16 protein-coding genes are annotated in these 16,056 nt (G+C 58.5%); 5 read left to right on the top strand and 11 right to left on the bottom strand.

Features of this window, described 5'->3' with window-relative positions; all coding sequences use genetic code 11:
- Nucleotides 1-34: 34 nt before the first annotated feature.
- Nucleotides 35-232, bottom strand: coding sequence for a YbdD/YjiX family protein (locus ACA061_RS23075; RefSeq protein ID WP_042561171.1), 198 nt, complete (start codon nt 230-232; stop codon nt 35-37).
- A gap of 15 nt (nt 233-247) precedes the next feature.
- Nucleotides 248-2,314: a carbon starvation CstA family protein gene (locus tag ACA061_RS23080; protein ID WP_150602179.1), complete on the bottom strand. Its 2,067-nt coding sequence runs from the start codon at nt 2,312-2,314 to the stop codon at nt 248-250.
- A gap of 159 nt (nt 2,315-2,473) precedes the next feature.
- Between ACA061_RS23080 and ACA061_RS23085 the strand changes: the two genes are divergently transcribed.
- Nucleotides 2,474-2,842, top strand: a complete 369-nt coding sequence (locus tag ACA061_RS23085; protein ID WP_210554885.1) for a PilZ domain-containing protein — start codon at nt 2,474-2,476, stop codon at nt 2,840-2,842.
- Between the two features lie 113 nt (nt 2,843-2,955).
- Here ACA061_RS23085 and radA read toward each other — a convergent pair whose 3' ends face one another.
- The 3 genes from radA to ACA061_RS23100 are packed head-to-tail and all read right to left on the bottom strand — an operon-like array spanning nt 2,956 to nt 6,515.
- Nucleotides 2,956-4,323 (bottom strand): DNA repair protein RadA, encoded by a 1,368-nt coding sequence (gene radA / locus ACA061_RS23090; protein WP_008084632.1) that lies wholly within the window; start codon nt 4,321-4,323, stop codon nt 2,956-2,958.
- 45 nt (nt 4,324-4,368) lie between these two features.
- On the bottom strand, nt 4,369-4,914 hold the full coding sequence (locus ACA061_RS23095; protein WP_210701840.1) for an ankyrin repeat domain-containing protein: 546 nt from the start codon (nt 4,912-4,914) through the stop codon (nt 4,369-4,371).
- 59 nt (nt 4,915-4,973) lie between these two features.
- Nucleotides 4,974-6,515 (bottom strand): catalase, encoded by a 1,542-nt coding sequence (locus tag ACA061_RS23100; RefSeq protein WP_497300096.1) that lies wholly within the window; start codon nt 6,513-6,515, stop codon nt 4,974-4,976.
- A gap of 287 nt (nt 6,516-6,802) precedes the next feature.
- Here ACA061_RS23100 and mscL point away from each other — a divergent pair, with 287 nt between their 5' ends.
- Nucleotides 6,803-7,216: a large-conductance mechanosensitive channel protein MscL gene (mscL, locus tag ACA061_RS23105; RefSeq protein ID WP_150602175.1), complete on the top strand. Its 414-nt coding sequence runs from the start codon at nt 6,803-6,805 to the stop codon at nt 7,214-7,216.
- A 44-nt stretch (nt 7,217-7,260) separates the two neighbouring features.
- On the opposite strand, the gene ACA061_RS23110 is transcribed toward mscL, so the two are convergent.
- Nucleotides 7,261-8,037 carry a ferredoxin--NADP reductase gene (locus ACA061_RS23110; protein ID WP_497300097.1) on the bottom strand — a complete coding sequence of 259 codons (777 nt, stop codon included), beginning with the start codon at nt 8,035-8,037 and terminating at the stop codon, nt 7,261-7,263.
- A 319-nt stretch (nt 8,038-8,356) separates the two neighbouring features.
- Here ACA061_RS23110 and ACA061_RS23115 point away from each other — a divergent pair, with 319 nt between their 5' ends.
- Together ACA061_RS23115 and ACA061_RS23120 are read left to right on the top strand one after the other, a co-directional pair.
- Nucleotides 8,357-9,070: an autoinducer binding domain-containing protein gene (locus ACA061_RS23115; RefSeq protein ID WP_497300098.1), complete on the top strand. Its 714-nt coding sequence runs from the start codon at nt 8,357-8,359 to the stop codon at nt 9,068-9,070.
- A 174-nt stretch (nt 9,071-9,244) separates the two neighbouring features.
- The gene (locus ACA061_RS23120) at nt 9,245-10,369 is read left to right on the top strand and encodes a methyltransferase (protein WP_497300099.1); all 1,125 of its coding nucleotides are present in this window, start codon (nt 9,245-9,247) and stop codon (nt 10,367-10,369) included.
- A 68-nt stretch (nt 10,370-10,437) separates the two neighbouring features.
- On the opposite strand, the gene ACA061_RS23125 is transcribed toward ACA061_RS23120, so the two are convergent.
- The 3 genes from ACA061_RS23125 to ACA061_RS23135 all read right to left on the bottom strand — a co-directional run bounded on the left by ACA061_RS23125 (nt 10,438) and on the right by ACA061_RS23135 (nt 13,146).
- Nucleotides 10,438-10,605, bottom strand: a complete 168-nt coding sequence (locus ACA061_RS23125; RefSeq protein WP_150595284.1) for a DUF2474 domain-containing protein — start codon at nt 10,603-10,605, stop codon at nt 10,438-10,440.
- Nucleotides 10,606-10,689: 84 nt separating this feature from the next.
- Nucleotides 10,690-11,697: a cytochrome d ubiquinol oxidase subunit II gene (gene cydB / locus ACA061_RS23130; protein WP_150602171.1), complete on the bottom strand. Its 1,008-nt coding sequence runs from the start codon at nt 11,695-11,697 to the stop codon at nt 10,690-10,692.
- Nucleotides 11,698-11,700: 3 nt separating this feature from the next.
- Nucleotides 11,701-13,146 carry a cytochrome ubiquinol oxidase subunit I gene (locus ACA061_RS23135; RefSeq protein WP_497300100.1) on the bottom strand — a complete coding sequence of 482 codons (1,446 nt, stop codon included), beginning with the start codon at nt 13,144-13,146 and terminating at the stop codon, nt 11,701-11,703.
- Between the two features lie 560 nt (nt 13,147-13,706).
- Between ACA061_RS23135 and ACA061_RS23140 the strand changes: the two genes are divergently transcribed.
- Nucleotides 13,707-14,945 (top strand): MFS transporter, encoded by a 1,239-nt coding sequence (locus tag ACA061_RS23140; protein ID WP_150617344.1) that lies wholly within the window; start codon nt 13,707-13,709, stop codon nt 14,943-14,945.
- Between the two features lie 6 nt (nt 14,946-14,951).
- Here the strand turns inward: ACA061_RS23140 and ACA061_RS23145 are convergent, their stop codons facing one another.
- The gene (locus ACA061_RS23145; RefSeq protein ID WP_497300101.1) at nt 14,952-15,503 is read right to left on the bottom strand and encodes a DJ-1 family glyoxalase III; all 552 of its coding nucleotides are present in this window, start codon (nt 15,501-15,503) and stop codon (nt 14,952-14,954) included.
- 66 nt (nt 15,504-15,569) lie between these two features.
- Nucleotides 15,570-16,019, bottom strand: a complete 450-nt coding sequence (locus ACA061_RS23150) for a DUF4879 domain-containing protein (protein ID WP_497301989.1) — start codon at nt 16,017-16,019, stop codon at nt 15,570-15,572.
- Nucleotides 16,020-16,056 lie beyond the last annotated feature (37 nt).

The raw sequence follows: 16,056 nt of genomic DNA on the forward strand, positions 1-16,056 counted from the left end.
ACAGGGGGGATTGCATCAACCTCAGGCTGTCAGATCAACAGCACTTCGGCCCACCCTTGCCACCGTAACGGGCCTCCTGACGTTCGCGAAAGAACATCTCGTAGCTCATCACCGGTTTGTCCGGGTGTTTGTTTTGCATGTGCTCGACGTAGGTGTCGTAGTCGGGCATGCCGACCATCAGGCGCGCCGCCTGACCGAGGTATTTACCGAGGCGACTCAGGTCATTGAACATGCTGCAATCCTCTGGTTACGCATCCGGCAGAGCCTGGAATGGCGATTCTTTATCCGTACGCTCTTTTTTGCCCCAGGCAGCGATGCCGACCTTGAGCGCATAGAACAGGATGCTGAATACCACGAACAGGAACAGCACCGTCAGCGTGGCGTTGGTGTAAGCGTTGAAGATCACGTGCTGCATCTGCTCGACGCTTTTCGCGGGAGCAATCACCTGACCATTGGCCAGCGCATCGCTGTACTTCTTGGCCAACGACAGGAAGCCGATCGCCGGGTTGGCGTCGAACAGCTTGATGAAGCCTGCGGTCGTGGTGCAGATCAACAGCCAGGTTGCCGGCAGCAGCGTGACCCAGATGTAGCGCTGGCGCTTCATCTTGATCAGGACCACGGTGCCGAGCATCAGCGCGATACCGGCCAGCATCTGGTTGGAGATACCGAACAGCGGCCACAAGGTGTTGATGCCGCCCAGTGGATCGATCACGCCCTGGTACAGCAACCAGCCCCACATCGCCACACAACCGGCGGTGGCGATCAGGTTGGCGGTCCAGGATTCAGTACGCTTGAGCGCCGGAACGAAGGAGCCGAGCAGATCCTGCAGCATGAAACGTCCGGCACGAGTACCGGCGTCGACTGCGGTCAGGATGAACAGCGCTTCAAACAGGATCGCGAAGTGGTACCAGAACGCCATGGTGTTCTCACCCGGCAGGACACTGTGCAGGATCTGCGCAATACCCACCGCCAGGGTCGGTGCACCGCCGGCACGGGCGAGGATGGTGGTTTCGCCGATGTCATTCGCCACGGCTTGCAGCGCCTCAGGCGTAATCGCAAAACCCCAACTGGTGACCACTTGCGCAACCGACACCACGTCACTGCCGACGACAGCCGCCGGGCTGTTCATGGCGAAATACACGCCAGGCTCGATCACCGATGCAGCGACCATGGCCATGATCGCCACGAATGACTCCATCAGCATGCCGCCGTAACCGATGTAACGGGCGTTGGTTTCGTTATCCAGCAGCTTGGGCGTGGTGCCCGAAGAAATCAGCGCGTGGAAACCGGAGACCGCACCGCAAGCAATGGTGATGAACAGGAACGGGAACAGACCGCCCTTCCACACCGGGCCGGTGCCGTCGACGAACTGGGTCAGCGCCGGCATTTTCAGCTCGGGCATGGTCACCAGAATGCCAATCGCCAATGCGACGATGGTACCGATCTTGAGGAACGTGGAGAGGTAGTCACGCGGCGCCAGAATCAGCCAGACCGGTAGCGAAGCAGCGACAAAACCGTAGCCGACCAGCATCCAGGTAATCTGCACACCCGTGAAGGTGAACGCCTTGGCCCACACCGGATCGGCGGCAATCTGCCCACCGAGCCAGATCGAACCCAGCAGCAGCAAAACGCCGACCACGGAGATTTCACCAATGCGGCCCGGGCGGATGTAGCGCATGTAAATGCCCATGAACATCGCGATCGGGATAGTCGCCATCACGGTGAAAATGCCCCACGGGCTTTCGGCCAGTGCTTTCACCACGATCAGCGCCAGCACCGCGAGGATGATGATCATGATCAGGAAGCAGCCGAACAGTGCAATGGTGCCGGGAACACGGCCCATTTCTTCACGCACCATGTCGCCCAGGGAACGGCCGTTGCGACGGGTCGACATGAACAGAACCATGAAGTCCTGCACCGCGCCCGCCAGCACCACACCGGCAATCAGCCACAGCGTGCCGGGCAGATACCCCATCTGCGCCGCCAGAACCGGACCGACCAGAGGCCCCGCGCCAGCAATCGCCGCGAAGTGGTGACCGAAAAGAATGTGTTTGTTGGTTGGAACGTAGTCCAGACCGTCGTTGTTGAGCACGGCGGGGGTGGCCCGACGCGGATCGAGTTGCATCACATGGGTTGCGATGAACAGGCTGTAGTAACGGTACGCAACCAGATAAATGGCCACGGCAGCGACCACAATCCACAAGGCGTTAATCGCCTCGCCTCGGCGCAATGCCACTACGCCCAGGGCGCACGCTCCTACGATTGCCAGCACTAGCCAGGGTAAGTGGCGTAGCAGGCTATTATTGTTTTTCATTTTATTATTCCAGCCAGGGTGGACAAGAAAGACAGCCACCCCGAGTTTAGCGCTTACGGCGACAAAGGCCATACCCCGACATAGGTCTAGACGCCCTGATCGTTGGCTGCACCCGGTTGGTCGGGTCTATAGTCAGCAAACCTTCGAGAGGATTGCGCCATGAGCGAGCACCCAGCAGAGCGTCGCCGATTCAAACGTATCGCGTTCGATGCCAGAACTGAATTGAGTCAGGGCGAGTACATCTGGCCGGTCAAGTTGATCGATCTGTCGCTCAAGGGACTGTTGATCGAAAAACCCGAGCCGTGGCTGGGCAATCCGCAGTGGCACTTTCTGGTCGATATTCATCTCAATGATGAGGTCGGCATCAAGATGGATGTGCAACTGACCCACGATGACCACGGCCAGCTGGGCTTTGTCTGCAAGCACATCAGCCTGGAGTCGATCGAACGCCTGCGGCGCTTGATCGAGTTCAACCTCGGTGATCCGCAGGAGCTGGAGCGGGAATTGGGTGCGCTGATCGAAATCTGATCACAACCGGCCCCCTGTAGGAGCTGCCGAAGGCTGCGATCTTTTGATCTTGCTTTTTAAAAGATCAGGATCAAAAGATCGCAGCCTTCGGCAGCTCCTACAGGGGATTGTGGTTATTCGAAGAGGGCGTCGAGGGCCTGTTCCAGGCGGGTCACGGCGATGATCTGCAAGCCCGGCGGCGACTCTTTTGGCGCATTGCCCTTCGGCACAATGGCGCGTTTGAAGCCATGCTTGGCCGCTTCCTTCAAGCGCTCCTGACCGCTGGGCACCGGACGCACTTCGCCGGACAACCCGACTTCGCCAAACACCAGCAGGTCATGGGGCAACGGCCGATTGCGCAGGCTCGACATCACGGCCGCCATCAGCGCCAGGTCAGATGCGGTTTCCAGCACCTTCACCCCACCCACCACGTTCAGGAACACATCCTGATCGTGAGTCGGTATGCCGCCATGGCGATGCAAAACCGCCAGTAACATCGCCAATCGGTTCTGATCCAGACCCAGCGTCACACGGCGCGGGTTGGCCAGATGACTGTCATCGACCAGCGCCTGCACTTCCACCAGCATCGGCCGGGTGCCTTCCCACGTCGCCATCACCACGCTGCCCGGGACTTCTTCCTGGGCACGGGTGAGAAAAATCGCCGAAGGGTTGGAGACTTCTTTCAAACCCTTGTCGGTCATGCCGAACACGCCCAACTCGTTGACGGCGCCGAAGCGGTTTTTCACCGCCCGCAGCAAACGCAAACGGCCATCGGATTCGCCTTCGAAATACAGCACGGTGTCGACCATGTGCTCAAGCACGCGCGGGCCGGCAAGCGCGCCTTCCTTGGTCACGTGGCCGACGAGGAAAATCGCCGTGCCGCTCTGCTTGGCATAGCGCACCAGCAACGCCGCACTCTCGCGTACCTGAGATACGCCACCGGGCGCCGATTGCAGTTGTTCGGTGAAGATCGTCTGAATGGAGTCGATCACCATCACCTTGGGCTTTTCCTGACGTGCCGTGGCGATGATGGTCTCGATGCAGGTTTCGGTCATCACCCGTAGCTGATCCTGAGGCAAACCGAGGCGGCGGGCGCGCATGGCCACTTGCTGTTGGGATTCCTCGCCGGTGACGTACAGCGCCGGCATGCTCTTGGCGAGGTTGCACAGGGTCTGCAACAGAATCGTCGACTTGCCGATACCCGGGTCGCCGCCGATCAACACCACCGAGCCATCGACCAGGCCGCCGCCCAGCACACGATCGAGCTCACTGGAGGCAGTGGAAAACCGTGGAATCTCTTCGACGCTGACTTCGGCCAGGGTTTTGATCTGCGCCTGCTGCCCGGTCCAGCCGGTGCGTCCGGAGGGGGCTGTCGCGCCGCCGCTCTCGATCATGGTTTCGGTCAGCGTATTCCAGGCACCGCACTCGCCACACTGGCCGGCCCACTTGGGAAAGGTTGCGCCGCACTCGGTGCAGCCGTACATGCGCTTGGCCTTGGCCATCAGAACCCCCGACAAAAACCGCGATGATAACGCACGCGCCGCCGATCAGCGCGGCGCTGCGGTACGGATCTCGCCGCTGGCCAGACGCGCGGCACTGTTACCCAGCGGATCCTCAGCATTCAGGTCGGCGCCTTTGGCTTGCAGCGCGTCGAGCAATTCAAGGCGCTTGAACAAACCCGCGTACATCGCCGCCGTCTGACCGGCACCGTTGCGTTGATCGGGGCTGCAATCGGTGGCCATCAGTCGGCGGGCAATCTGTAACTCACCCTTGAAAATCGCGCCCATCAGCGCCGTATTACCGCGCTGGTCCTGAGCACAGGCATCCGCACCGGCGGCGAGCAGGCGCTCCACTGCGGGTGCCTGACCGTGATAAGCCGCCAGAATCAGCGCGGTGTAGCCCTTGTCGTCGCGCGTATCGAGTGAATAACCGGACTCGATAAAGGTATCGAGCATCGGCACATCACCGCGCCGGGCGGCGTCGAAATAGTAATCCTGTAGCTGTGCCTTGATCGCGTCAGGGCTTTGCACGGCCGGTGCTGCCAGCGCACCACAGGACATGACCCCGAACAACAGCAAAAGATAAACACGCATCAGCAATCTCCCTCAGCGAAACGGGGCCTGACTCAGGCCCCGCGTTACGTTGCGTGGAATCAGTCGACCAGTTTGGCTGCCAGGGCCTTGACCCGGTTCAGATCACCCTTGGCCACCTCAGTAACACCGGTGCCGTACTCGGGATCAGCCTTATAAAGGAAGGACAGGATGATGTGCTTGCTCTCGTCATCGGTGGTGGCCAGCGAGCCGCCAAAGCTGTCGATCAGATCGCGACGCTCTTTCTTGCTGAACGAGCGGTACAGATCGCCTGCCTGCTTGAAGTTCTGCTCACGCTGGATCTTCGCCTGCTGCGTGCTGCCCGACAGCGCCATCTGGCTGTAACGTGCGGTTTGCGTTTCTTCACGCGGTTGCAGACGGCTCGGTTGATAGTTCACGCCGGAAGCGCTGGCACCGAAGTTCATCGCACCATCCTGATTGCCATTGTTCACCGCAACTTTCGGTGCGTTGATCGGCAATTGCAGGGCATTGGCACCGAGGCGGTACATTTGTGTATCGGCATAAGAAAACACTCGACCTTGCAATAAACGGTCTTCCGAAGGCTCGATACCAGGAACTACGTTAGCCGGCGCCATGGCAACTTGTTCGGTTTCCTGAAACACATTTGCCGGATTACGGTTTAGAACCATTTGTCCAACTTTTCGCTCCGGGATACCCGGCCAGATCTTTGTTGCATCCAATGGATCGAAATCAAACTTGGACAAATCTTGTGGTTTTAGCACCTGGATGTACAAGTCCCACTTCGGGAAGTTGCCCTTGTTTATATTAGTAACCAAATCGTTAGTCATGTGACTGTAGTCTTGACCCTGGACTTTGCCGACTTGCTTGGGCGTCAGATTGTTGATGCCCTGCAAACTCTTCCAGTGAAACTTGACGTAATGCACTTCGCCTTTGGCATTGATCAATTTATAGGCATGCACACCATTGCCATCCATCTCTCGATAACTGGCCGGAGTACCCGAGTTGGAATACAACTCGGTCAGCGTGCGCGTAGCCTCGGGCACATGGGAGAAGAAATCGAACCGGCGCGAATCGTCATCAAGGTTGGTACGTGGGTCAGGCTTGAACGCGTGCACCATGTCCGGGAATTTGATTGCATCGCGAATGAAGAAGGTCGGGAAGTTGTTGCCGACCAGGTCCCAGTTACCGTCGGCCGTGTAGAACTTGGTGGCGAAACCGCGCGGATCACGCAGGGTTTCCGGGGAGTGGTTACCGTGAACCACGGCGGAGAAACGCACGAATACCGGAGTGCTCTGGCCGGCGGCGAACACCTTGGCCTTGCTCAAGTCGCTAAGGTCGTTGGTTACCGTGAAATTGCCGTGGGCACCGGTGCCGCGAGCATGTACCACGCGCTCGGGAATGCGCTCGCGGTCAAAGCGCTGCAGCTTCTGGATCAGTTGCACGTCCTGCAACAGCACCGGGCCATTGGCCCCTGCCGTCTGCGAGTTCTGGTTGTCACCCACCGCCGCACCATTGTCGCGGGTCAAGGGAGCGGCATGCACGGAAAAGCTCAACAGGCTGGCGGTGATTACCCCAAGCGTGCGGCGATGGGGAAAAGCCCCCAGTCCAATAGCGGAATTCATATCAGGATCCTCTGTTTTTTTTGGGCGCATCCAGGTGCGCCAACCCAAGGCTAGAGGCCTGCGGCGTTGAACATAAATAGAAAGAACGTAACGCAATGATTGAAAAAAATGCCTTCCAAGTCATGTGCTTATGGCGTAATCCGCGCGCGATTAGTGGCACTTTGCAAACTAATCGCCTGATCATGTGTCGATAAAAACGTGCATTGTAAGAAGGTGTTTCGCGCAGGACGCGTTTTGCTGATTTACACTGCGCACACCAAAACTCATCTGTAACAAGGAAATAACCTATGGGCGTGCTTAACGAGTTCAAGGCCTTCGCGGTCAAAGGCAATGTGGTCGACATGGCCGTCGGTATCATCATCGGTGCCGCCTTCGGCAAAATCGTTTCATCCTTTGTCGGTGACGTGATCATGCCGCCAATCGGCCTGTTGATTGGTGGAGTGGACTTCAGTGATCTGGCCATTACGCTAAAAGCCGCTCAGGGCGATGCACCTGCGGTGATGCTCGCGTACGGCAAGTTCCTCCAGACCGTTTTGGACTTCGTGATCGTCGCTTTCGCGATTTTCATGGGTGTCAAAGCCATCAACCGTCTGAAGCGCGAAGAAGCCGTGGCGCCTACCCTGCCGCCGGTTCCGACCAAAGAAGAGGAATTGCTGGGCGAGATCCGCGATTTGCTCAAGGCTCAGAACAATCAGCCCTGAATCCGCTACACCATAAACAACGGCGCCTGCGAGGCGCCGTTTGTTTACCAGTAGTTTTCAACCGCCACCTGGCCAGGCCGCCGAGTAAGGCTCAGGCTCATGTGCCTCTGTTTGAGCAAGGCGCGCGTGTCGTCGATCATCTGCGGATTGCCACACAGCATGACGCGCGAGTGTTCGGCAGACAGTTCCACACCGGCGGCTCGCTCAAGCTCACCGTTCTCGATCAGTGTCGTGATCCGCCCGTTCAGCGCGCCGGGGTGCGTCTGGCGAGTGACAGTCGCAATGTACTGCAGCTTGTGGATGTGCTCCGCCAGATAATCACGCTGTGCCAGTTCAGCGATCAACGACTGATAAGCCAGTTCGCGCGCTTCCCTGACGCTGTATACGAGGATGATCCGTTCGAATTTTTCCCAGACTTCGAAATCCTGCAGGATAGAAAGGAAAGGCGCGACTCCCGTACCCGTGGACAACAACCACAAATCCCGCCCGTCGACGAAACGATCAAGGGTCAGATAGCCATAGGCCTGACGTTCAACCATCAAGGTATCGCCGACCTCCAGTCGACTCAGTTCACTGGTGAACTCGCCTCCGGGTACTACGATAGAAAAAAACTCAAGAAACTCGTCAAACGGTGAGGACACCATGGAGTAGGCGCGCCACACCGTGCTGCCATCGGCCTTGATCACGCCGAGTCGGGCGAACTGACCGGCTCGGAAGCGAAACCCGGGATCCCGGGTGGTACGCAAGGTGAACAGGCTGGGCGTCAACGGCTGCACGTCGAGCAAGGTCTGATGGGTGAATTTTTCTGTGCTGGCAGTCATTGGGCACTCCATTCAACGGTTGACCAACAGTCTCGCGCAAAGTCGTGCGCTTAAAAACCACTGATTTGTAGTGATATCAGGATGTCTGTCCTTTGGATAAGGTGAGTGCACTTTTCCATTTCTTGTTCACAAGTAAAATTCTGTAACAATGATAAGTCACATATAAAACACTCTGTACTTAATAACCAGTCATTCAAATAATCACTTGATCCAAGAGCAAAATAATCAGAACGCCAAGTGGGAAACGTCCTACACTCGTTTTCGTGCGGATCGGATTGGATCCAAGAGGCACCCCAGAAATTGCACGGAGCATTTTTTAATGGAAACGTGGAAGGAGTCGCAGTTGAAGCAGCTGACTTTCGCCAAGGGCATCGATACTGCGTATCCGATATTGCTCAGATTTGCCGAAAATCTTGGTTTCAACTTTTGTGCCGTAACTGTTGCGTTGCCGAAACAAGTTACATCGCCAAACACCTTGCAAATCAATAACTACCCCGAAGAATGGAACACACAGTATGAACAAAAAAAATTCAGTTCAATAGACCCGGTAATAGCACACTGCAATCACTCGATGATGCCGATTGTCTGGAATGAAACGCTGTATGCGAAGGCTCCGCAGGTGTGGCAAGCCTTGCAGCAACAAGGCCTGCAACATGGCTGGTCGCAATCCTTCCATCACAAGGAAAGCGGCTTGTGCAGTATCCTCAGCCTGGCGCGCAAGCACTGCCCGATCAGCCCACTCGAACTGTATGAACATTTTGGCTACATCTTCTATGCAGCCAGTCATTTGAGCGAATTGTTTGCTCGTACGTTGCCAAAGCAGTCGACCAAGCCCGACCAGCCGCACCTTTCGCCACGAGAACTAGAGGTTCTGCAATTGTCCGCCGGCGGAAAGACAGCGTATGAGATTTCAAAAATTCTCAGCCTGAGCGAGCGTACCGTCAACTATCACGTACAAAACGTGATTGAGAAACTCAACGTCTGCAACAAGATTTCTGCGGTTATCGCCGCGGCCAGAGCTGGCATTATCTGAACCTGCCGCTTGGCGCCCTTCAAAACTTACGGGTATTCCACTGGAAAAAAACGTACCATTTGTGCCCTTCCCGAGTGATGACGCCAACTGCCAGCGTCGCAGTCCACTTGGTCGGGTTCCGCCGCAAGAGACCCGGCCGCGGAACACACCTTGATCACCCTGAGTCCCCGCCCCATGCCCTTGCTTGACACGCCCTTTGCCCAACTCGACCTGATCCGCCAGCCCGAACAGCAAAATGAACCGCTGCAAGCTTTCGACGCAGCCGATGAATACCTGCTCAATCATCTGGCGGCGCAGCAACCGGTGGCCAGCACACGGGTATTGGTCCTAAACGATAGTTTCGGCGCGTTGGCCGCCAGTCTATTGGGCAAGGTTGAAGTCAGCAGCAGCGGCGACTCATTTCTCGGCTTTCAGGGCCTGGAAAAAAACCTGCTGCGCAACGGCCAGGCCTTCGATGCGATCCAGGGGATCCCGGCGAGCGAGCCTTTGGTCGGTCCGTTCGACCGAGTACTGATCCGCGTACCGAAGACCCTGGCCTTGCTGGAAGAACAACTGATTCGCCTGCAAGGGCAACTGGCGCCCGGCGCAGAAGTGGTCGCCGCCGCCATGGTTAAACACCTGCCGCGCGCTGCTGGCGATTTGCTGGAACGCTACATCGGCCCGGTGCAGGCTTCACTGGCAGTGAAAAAGGCACGACTGTTGGTTGCCACCCCTGAAGCGAAAGAAGCGGCGGTGTCACCCTACCCTTCGCGTTATCGTCTCGACACTCCGGCCATCGAACTGCTCAACCACGCCAACGTGTTCTGCCGAGAAGCCCTGGACATCGGCACCCGTGCCTTTCTCCCGCATCTGCCGAAGAACCTTGGCACTGCACGGGTCGCCGACCTTGGCTGCGGCAACGGTGTGCTGGCAATTGCCAGCGCCCTGCAAAACCCCGACGCGCACTACACGCTGGTCGACGAATCGTTCATGGCGGTGCAGTCGGCTGCCGAGAACTGGCGCGCAGCGCTCGGTGATCGCGACGTGATCGTGCGTGCCGGCGACGGTCTGGCCGGTCAGGAAGCGCAATCGCTTGACGTGGTGCTGTGCAATCCGCCGTTCCATCAGCAGCAAGTGGTCGGTGATTTCCTGGCCTGGCGCATGTTCCAGCAAGCGCGCGAAGCGTTGGTGGTGGGTGGTGCGTTGTACATCGTCGGCAACCGCCATCTGGGCTATCACAGCAAACTGGCGCGGCTGTTCCGCGGCGTCGAGCAAGTGGCAAACACACCGAAATTCGTGATTCTCAAAGCCCGCAAGTAAAACGGCAGGCAAAAAAAACCCTCCGTTCGGAGGGTTTCAAATCCACGCCTCGAAGGCGACCAGACGTTTCAATGAGTGGTCAGACCTGCAGCGTTCATGAACATGCGCATCAGGCTCGCAACGATAAACAGTGCGCCGACGCTACCGACCCAGATCATGGCCAACCAGCCGAGCCGCTGCCACAGCGGCTTTTTTTCGGCTTCTTTAATGTCGTGCAGGGAATGTTTGCCAGTCATTGCATCGATCCTCAGTTAGAACGATGGCGCCGCAGCCGACGCCATCGCCGGAACACCGCCCGGAACTAGTCCGCTCCCACAGCTTTAGTGATAACCGTCTTCATGGGTAACCTTGCCGCGGAACACGTAGTAGCTCCAGAAGGTGTAACCCAGGATGAACGGGATGATAAACAGCGTGCCGACCAGCATGAAGCCCTGACTTTGCGGCGGTGCGGCGGCGTCCCAGATCGAGATCGACGGCGGCACGATATTCGGCCACAGGCTGATGCCCAGACCACTGTAGCCGAGGAAGATCAGCACCAGCGTCAGCAGGAACGGCATGTAGTTGGCGTTACGCGCCACGGCGCGGATCAAGCCATACATCGTCACCAGCACCAGAATCGGCACCGGCATGAACCAGAACAGGTTAGGCATGCTGAACCAGCGCGTCGCGATGTCCGGGTGGGCCAGCGGCGTCCAGATACTGACAATACCGATCACCGCCAACAGCACGAAGGCCAGTGGTCGAGCGAGGTTATGCATCTGCTCTTGCAGCTTGCCTTCGGTCTTCATGATCAGCCATGTACAGCCGAGCAACGCGTAAGCCACCACCAGTGCCGCGCCGCAGAACATCGTGAACGGTGTCAGCCAATCCAGCGATCCGCCGGCAAATTGCCGATTGACCACCGGCAACCCATCGATGAACGCCCCGAGCGCGACCCCCTGAAAGAACGTCGCGGCCACCGAGCCACCGATGAACGCCTTGTCCCACAGGTGGCGCTTGTCGTCTTTGGCCTTGAAACGAAACTCGAACGCCACGCCGCGGAAAATCAAGCCGATCAGCATGAAGATCAGCGGCAGGTACAACGCCGATAACACCACCGAGTACGCCAGAGGGAAAGCGCCAAACAGCGCCGCGCCGCCGAGCACCAGCCAGGTTTCGTTGCCGTCCCAGACCGGGGCGACGGTGTTCATCATTACGTCACGGTCGACCTTGCCCGGAATGAACGGGAAGAGGATCCCGATCCCGAGGTCGAAGCCGTCCATGACCACGTACATCATGATGCCGAAGATGATGATCACGGCCCAGATCAGCGGAAGATCAATACCCATGAGTCAAATCTCCTTGTTCAGGGTGACGTCGTCGCCGTGGTCGGCATCGGACGAATCGTCGGCTGCGGACAACGGACGGGCCGGTGTGCGTTTCTTGCCAGGCCCACCTTCCGGTGTTGCTTCGCCCTCGCTGATCTTCGGCCCCTTGCGCACCAGGCGCATCATGTAGCCGAGACCGGCACCGAACAGCGCGAAATACACCACCACAAACATGATCAGCGTGATGCTCATCTGCGCGAAGCTGTGATTGGAAGACGCATCAGCCGTGCGCATCAGCCCGTAAACCACCCACGGCTGGCGGCCGATTTCAGTGGTAAACCAGCCTGCGAGGATCGCAATCAGACCAGACGGCCCCATCCACAGCGCCAGATAAAGAAACGGACGCGAGGTGTAGAGCGTGTCGCGCTTGCGCAGCCACAGGCTCCACAGGCCGGTGAAAATCATCAGCATTCCAAGGCCGACCATGATCCGGAACGACCAGAACACGATGGTCGAATTCGGCCGGTCTTCGGGCGGGAAGTCCTTGAGCGCAGGTACTTGCTTATCCAGCGAGTGCGTGAGGATCAGGCTGCCGAGATACGGAATCTCCACGGCAAATTTGGTTCTCTCTTCCTTCATGTCCGGCCAGCCGAACAGGATCAGTGGTGTCGCTTCGTCACCCTTGTTTTCCCAGTGGCCTTCGATCGCGGCGATTTTTGCCGGTTGATGCTTGAGGGTATTGAGACCGTGGAAATCACCGATGACTGCCTGGATCGGCGCAACAATCAGTGCCATCCACATCGCCATCGACAGCATGGTGCGGATCGCCGGGTTGTCCTTGCCGCGCAGCAAGTGCCAGGCCGCTGACGAGCCGACGAAAAATGCCGTCGCAACAAACGCCGCAGTCGCCATGTGCATCAGGCGGTAAGGGAAAGACGGGTTGAAGATGATTGCAAACCAGTCGGTTGGGATCACCTGACCGTTGATGATTTCGAAGCCTTGCGGCGTCTGCATCCAGCTGTTGGAGGCCAGAATCCAGAAGGTCGAGATCAACGTACCGATCGCCACCATCACCGTGGAGAAGAAGTGCAAGCCGCGGCCGACCTTGTTCCAGCCGAACAGCATCACGCCAAGGAAACCGGCTTCAAGGAAGAATGCCGTGAGCACTTCATACGTCAGCAAAGGCCCGGTGACGGCACCGGCGAAGTCCGAAAAACGGCTCCAGTTGGTGCCGAACTGATAGGCCATGACCAGCCCGGAAACCACGCCCATGCCGAAGTTGACGGCAAAGATCTTCGACCAGAAATGGTAGAGGTCACGGTAGGTGTCGTTATGAGTTTTCAGCCACAGGCCTTCGAGCACCGCGAGGTAACTCGCCAGACCGATGGTGATGGCCGGGAACAGGATGTGGAACGAGATGGTGAACGCGAATTGAATTCGGGCGAGATCGAGTGCCTCTAAACCGAACATATGGCTTCCTCTGTCAGGTAATACCGGCTGCGGACCCGGAGGCCTGCACCCACTGCCCCCACGGATATGGAGTGCGGCGAATTCTGATTCGTTCTTTTTAAACACATCGCGACGCAGGGAGTCTGGCCAACTGGCCACCGGATCAATTCCGTTTGAGGTCTTGATCTGGATCAAGCAACGTTGAAAGAGTAGTCCCATTTGCGACGAACAACCGCGTGGCCGTTTGCCGCGTGACAAGTTGCCTCATTGCCTGATCGAACACCTGAACCGGTTTTTTTGATGAGTGCAGTTCCCTGTGGCGAGGGGATTTATCCCCGTTGGGCTGCGAAGCGGCCCCGAATCCATTCAACGCGTCCTTCAATCGAATCGCGTCGCCGAATTTGCGACTGCTGCGCAGCCGAACGGGGCGGTGCGACGTTTCGCTAAATCCCCTCGCCACAGGGTTGATTCGCGCTCATAGGAAAATCGATGTCTGCCTAACTAATTTTTTTGTCATAGCAACTTCCTGTTACAGACTGGTGATAATCTCGCAATTCCCTCCGAGCCAGACCTGCCTTCAGATGCCCAGCCAAGAGCCCCTGCTGTTACGTCATCATCGCCCCTTCCTTGCGTTCTGGTTTGCACGGATTTTCACGGCCAGCGGCTTTCAGATGCTCACCGTGGCCATCGGCTGGAACCTCTATCAACTGACCGGCAACGTCCTCGATCTGGGACTGGTCGGGCTGGTCGAATTCGCCCCGCGCCTGCTGTTCATGCTGCACACCGGGCACGTCGCCGACCGCTACGACCGGCGCAAGGTCGCTGCCATCTGCCAGTCCTTGCAGGCGTTGATCGCTCTGGCGCTGGCCATTGGCAGCGCCACCGATCACGTAACCCGGGAGATGATCTTCATCCTCGCCTTCCTGCTCGGCGCAGCGCGCTCGTTCGAGATGCCGACCACTCAGGCGCTGTTGCCGAGCATCGTGCCCAGTGCGCTGTTCCCGCGGGCCGTCGCGGCGGCGCAATCGGCGCAACAATCGGCAACCATCGTTGCCCCGGCGCTCGGCGGTCTGCTCTATGCGTTCGGCAGCGTCTGGGTCTATGGCCCGACCGTGCTGCTGTATGTGATTGCCTGCACGTTGATGCTCAACCTGCCGGCCCGTCAGACACCGTTGAACAAAGGCAAAGCCACGCTGGACTCACTGCTGGCAGGGATTCGCTTCATCCGCAGCCGCCCGGACATTCTCGGGGCGATTTCGCTGGATCTGTTCGCGGTGCTGCTCGGTGGCGCCACTGCGCTGCTGCCGGTATTCGCCAAGGATATTTTGCTGACCGGGCCGTGGGGTCTTGGTTTGCTGCGCTCGGCGCCGGCAGTCGGCGCGCTGGGGATGTCGCTGTTCCTCGCGCGCTTTGCCGTAGAGCGTAACGTCGGCCGGGTGATGTTCACCGCTGTCGGTATCTTCGGTGTCGCGACCATTGCCTTCGGCCTGTCGACTTCGTTCTGGTTCTCGCTGGCGGTGCTGGTGGTGCTCGGCGCGGCAGACATGATCAGCATGGTCATCCGCGCCTCATTCGTGCAACTGGAAACCCCGGACGAAATGCGCGGGCGGGTCAGCGCGGTCAACGGCCTGTTCATTGGCGCCTCGAACCAGTTGGGCGAATTCGAATCCGGCGTCACCGCCCATTGGTTCGGCACCGTGCCGGCGGTGGTCATGGGCGGGATTGGCACGCTGGTGGTGACGGGGACGTGGATCAAACTGTTCCCGACGCTGGCTAACCGCGACCGGATGCATGTGCCGGTGGAAGAGGTGAAGGTTTGAAGCTATTCAAACCACCAACTCCCCCGCCACTTTCACCCGTAGCGCCTTGCCGCCCAGTTGCTCGACCAGCGTCAGTGCAAACTCCAGCGCGGCGCCGGAGCCCTGGGCGGTGATGCAGTTGCCGTCGACGACAACGGGTTGATCAACAAACGTACAACCCGACAATTGATGGCTGGCGCTCGGCAGGCAGGTCATGCGTCGCTGGCGTAAAACACCGAAGGCTTGCAGGGCGACGGCCGGGGATTCGGCGATGGCGGCGAACAGGCGTCCGGCGCTGGCCTGATCCTTGAGCAGTTGTTGCAGCGGTTGATGCGCCGCCAGGTGTTGCGAACCGACGGCACCGCCGGGCAGGACGATCAGGTCAAAGGTCTGCGCCAGCACATCGACCAACATGCCGTCAGCGGTCAGGCGTGTGCCGCGGGCGCAGGTCAACATGCGCCGGCCTTCGATGCTGGCCGCCAGCACTTCGATGCCGGCGCGGCGCAGTACGTCGATCAGGGTCACGCTGTGCAGATCATCGATGCCCTCGGCGAGGGTAATCAGGGCTCTAAAGGTCATGGGCGCTTTCCGCTGGGTGATCTTCAAAGCGTAGTCAGCTTCGCCCGGATCGCGCAGCAACAGCCGTTACTTGATGTAAAGCTGCGTCGACATCGTGTTGCGCGGAGGGTTGATCGAGGTGTTGCTGAAGGTGAAGGTGCCTTCCTGCTTGCCCGCCAGATCGAAGGTATAAAGAGAGCCGACGGTTTTGCTGCCGGGCGTGCATTCGGTCAGATTGCCGGTATCAAAGGCACAGACAGGGGACCGGGTGCCATTCACTTCAAAACCGTCGAGCGTGGCCTGCGGCTGGTTCTGGCCATAACCGACTTCCAGCACGTAGACCTTGATGCTCGCGCCGTTGTGATTGCACTGGGTTTGCGCCTGACCATCGGCAATGTCTTCAAGGCCGCAGGCCGAAGATTGCACCTTGATCACTTTGACTTGCGACAAGGGCGGCGCCGAGGCGGCCCACACTGCCGACGTCCCGGCCATCAGGCCTGCGATCAATCCAAACGCTTTAAACCGGCACTTGCTCATGCTTCCCCCATCACCAAAAAACTGCGCGCAGTATGGC

It is taken from the genome of Pseudomonas sp. LBUM1668 (assembly GCF_059695715.1).

Bases quoted from the DNA above. Each gene is read 5' to 3' on its own strand.
- ACA061_RS23100 (WP_497300096.1), bottom strand. From the start codon at position 6,515: ATGAATTCCGCTATTGGACTGGGGGCTTTTCCCCATCGCCGCACGCTT.
- ACA061_RS23075 (WP_042561171.1), bottom strand. From the start codon at position 232: ATGTTCAATGACCTGAGTCGCCTCGGTAAATACCTCGGTCAGGCGGCG.
- ACA061_RS23120 (WP_497300099.1), top strand. From the start codon at position 9,245: ATGCCCTTGCTTGACACGCCCTTTGCCCAACTCGACCTGATCCGCCAG.
- ACA061_RS23150 (WP_497301989.1), bottom strand. From the start codon at position 16,019: ATGAGCAAGTGCCGGTTTAAAGCGTTTGGATTGATCGCAGGCCTGATG.
- ACA061_RS23135 (WP_497300100.1), bottom strand. From the start codon at position 13,146: ATGTTCGGTTTAGAGGCACTCGATCTCGCCCGAATTCAATTCGCGTTC.
- ACA061_RS23140 (WP_150617344.1), top strand. From the start codon at position 13,707: ATGCCCAGCCAAGAGCCCCTGCTGTTACGTCATCATCGCCCCTTCCTT.
- ACA061_RS23125 (WP_150595284.1), bottom strand. From the start codon at position 10,605: ATGACTGGCAAACATTCCCTGCACGACATTAAAGAAGCCGAAAAAAAG.
- ACA061_RS23115 (WP_497300098.1), top strand. From the start codon at position 8,357: ATGGAAACGTGGAAGGAGTCGCAGTTGAAGCAGCTGACTTTCGCCAAG.
- ACA061_RS23080 (WP_150602179.1), bottom strand. From the start codon at position 2,314: ATGAAAAACAATAATAGCCTGCTACGCCACTTACCCTGGCTAGTGCTG.
- ACA061_RS23145 (WP_497300101.1), bottom strand. From the start codon at position 15,503: ATGACCTTTAGAGCCCTGATTACCCTCGCCGAGGGCATCGATGATCTG.
- ACA061_RS23085 (WP_210554885.1), top strand. From the start codon at position 2,474: ATGAGCGAGCACCCAGCAGAGCGTCGCCGATTCAAACGTATCGCGTTC.
- ACA061_RS23110 (WP_497300097.1), bottom strand. From the start codon at position 8,037: ATGACTGCCAGCACAGAAAAATTCACCCATCAGACCTTGCTCGACGTG.
- mscL (WP_150602175.1), top strand. From the start codon at position 6,803: ATGGGCGTGCTTAACGAGTTCAAGGCCTTCGCGGTCAAAGGCAATGTG.
- cydB (WP_150602171.1), bottom strand. From the start codon at position 11,697: ATGGGTATTGATCTTCCGCTGATCTGGGCCGTGATCATCATCTTCGGC.
- radA (WP_008084632.1), bottom strand. From the start codon at position 4,323: ATGGCCAAGGCCAAGCGCATGTACGGCTGCACCGAGTGCGGCGCAACC.
- ACA061_RS23095 (WP_210701840.1), bottom strand. From the start codon at position 4,914: ATGCGTGTTTATCTTTTGCTGTTGTTCGGGGTCATGTCCTGTGGTGCG.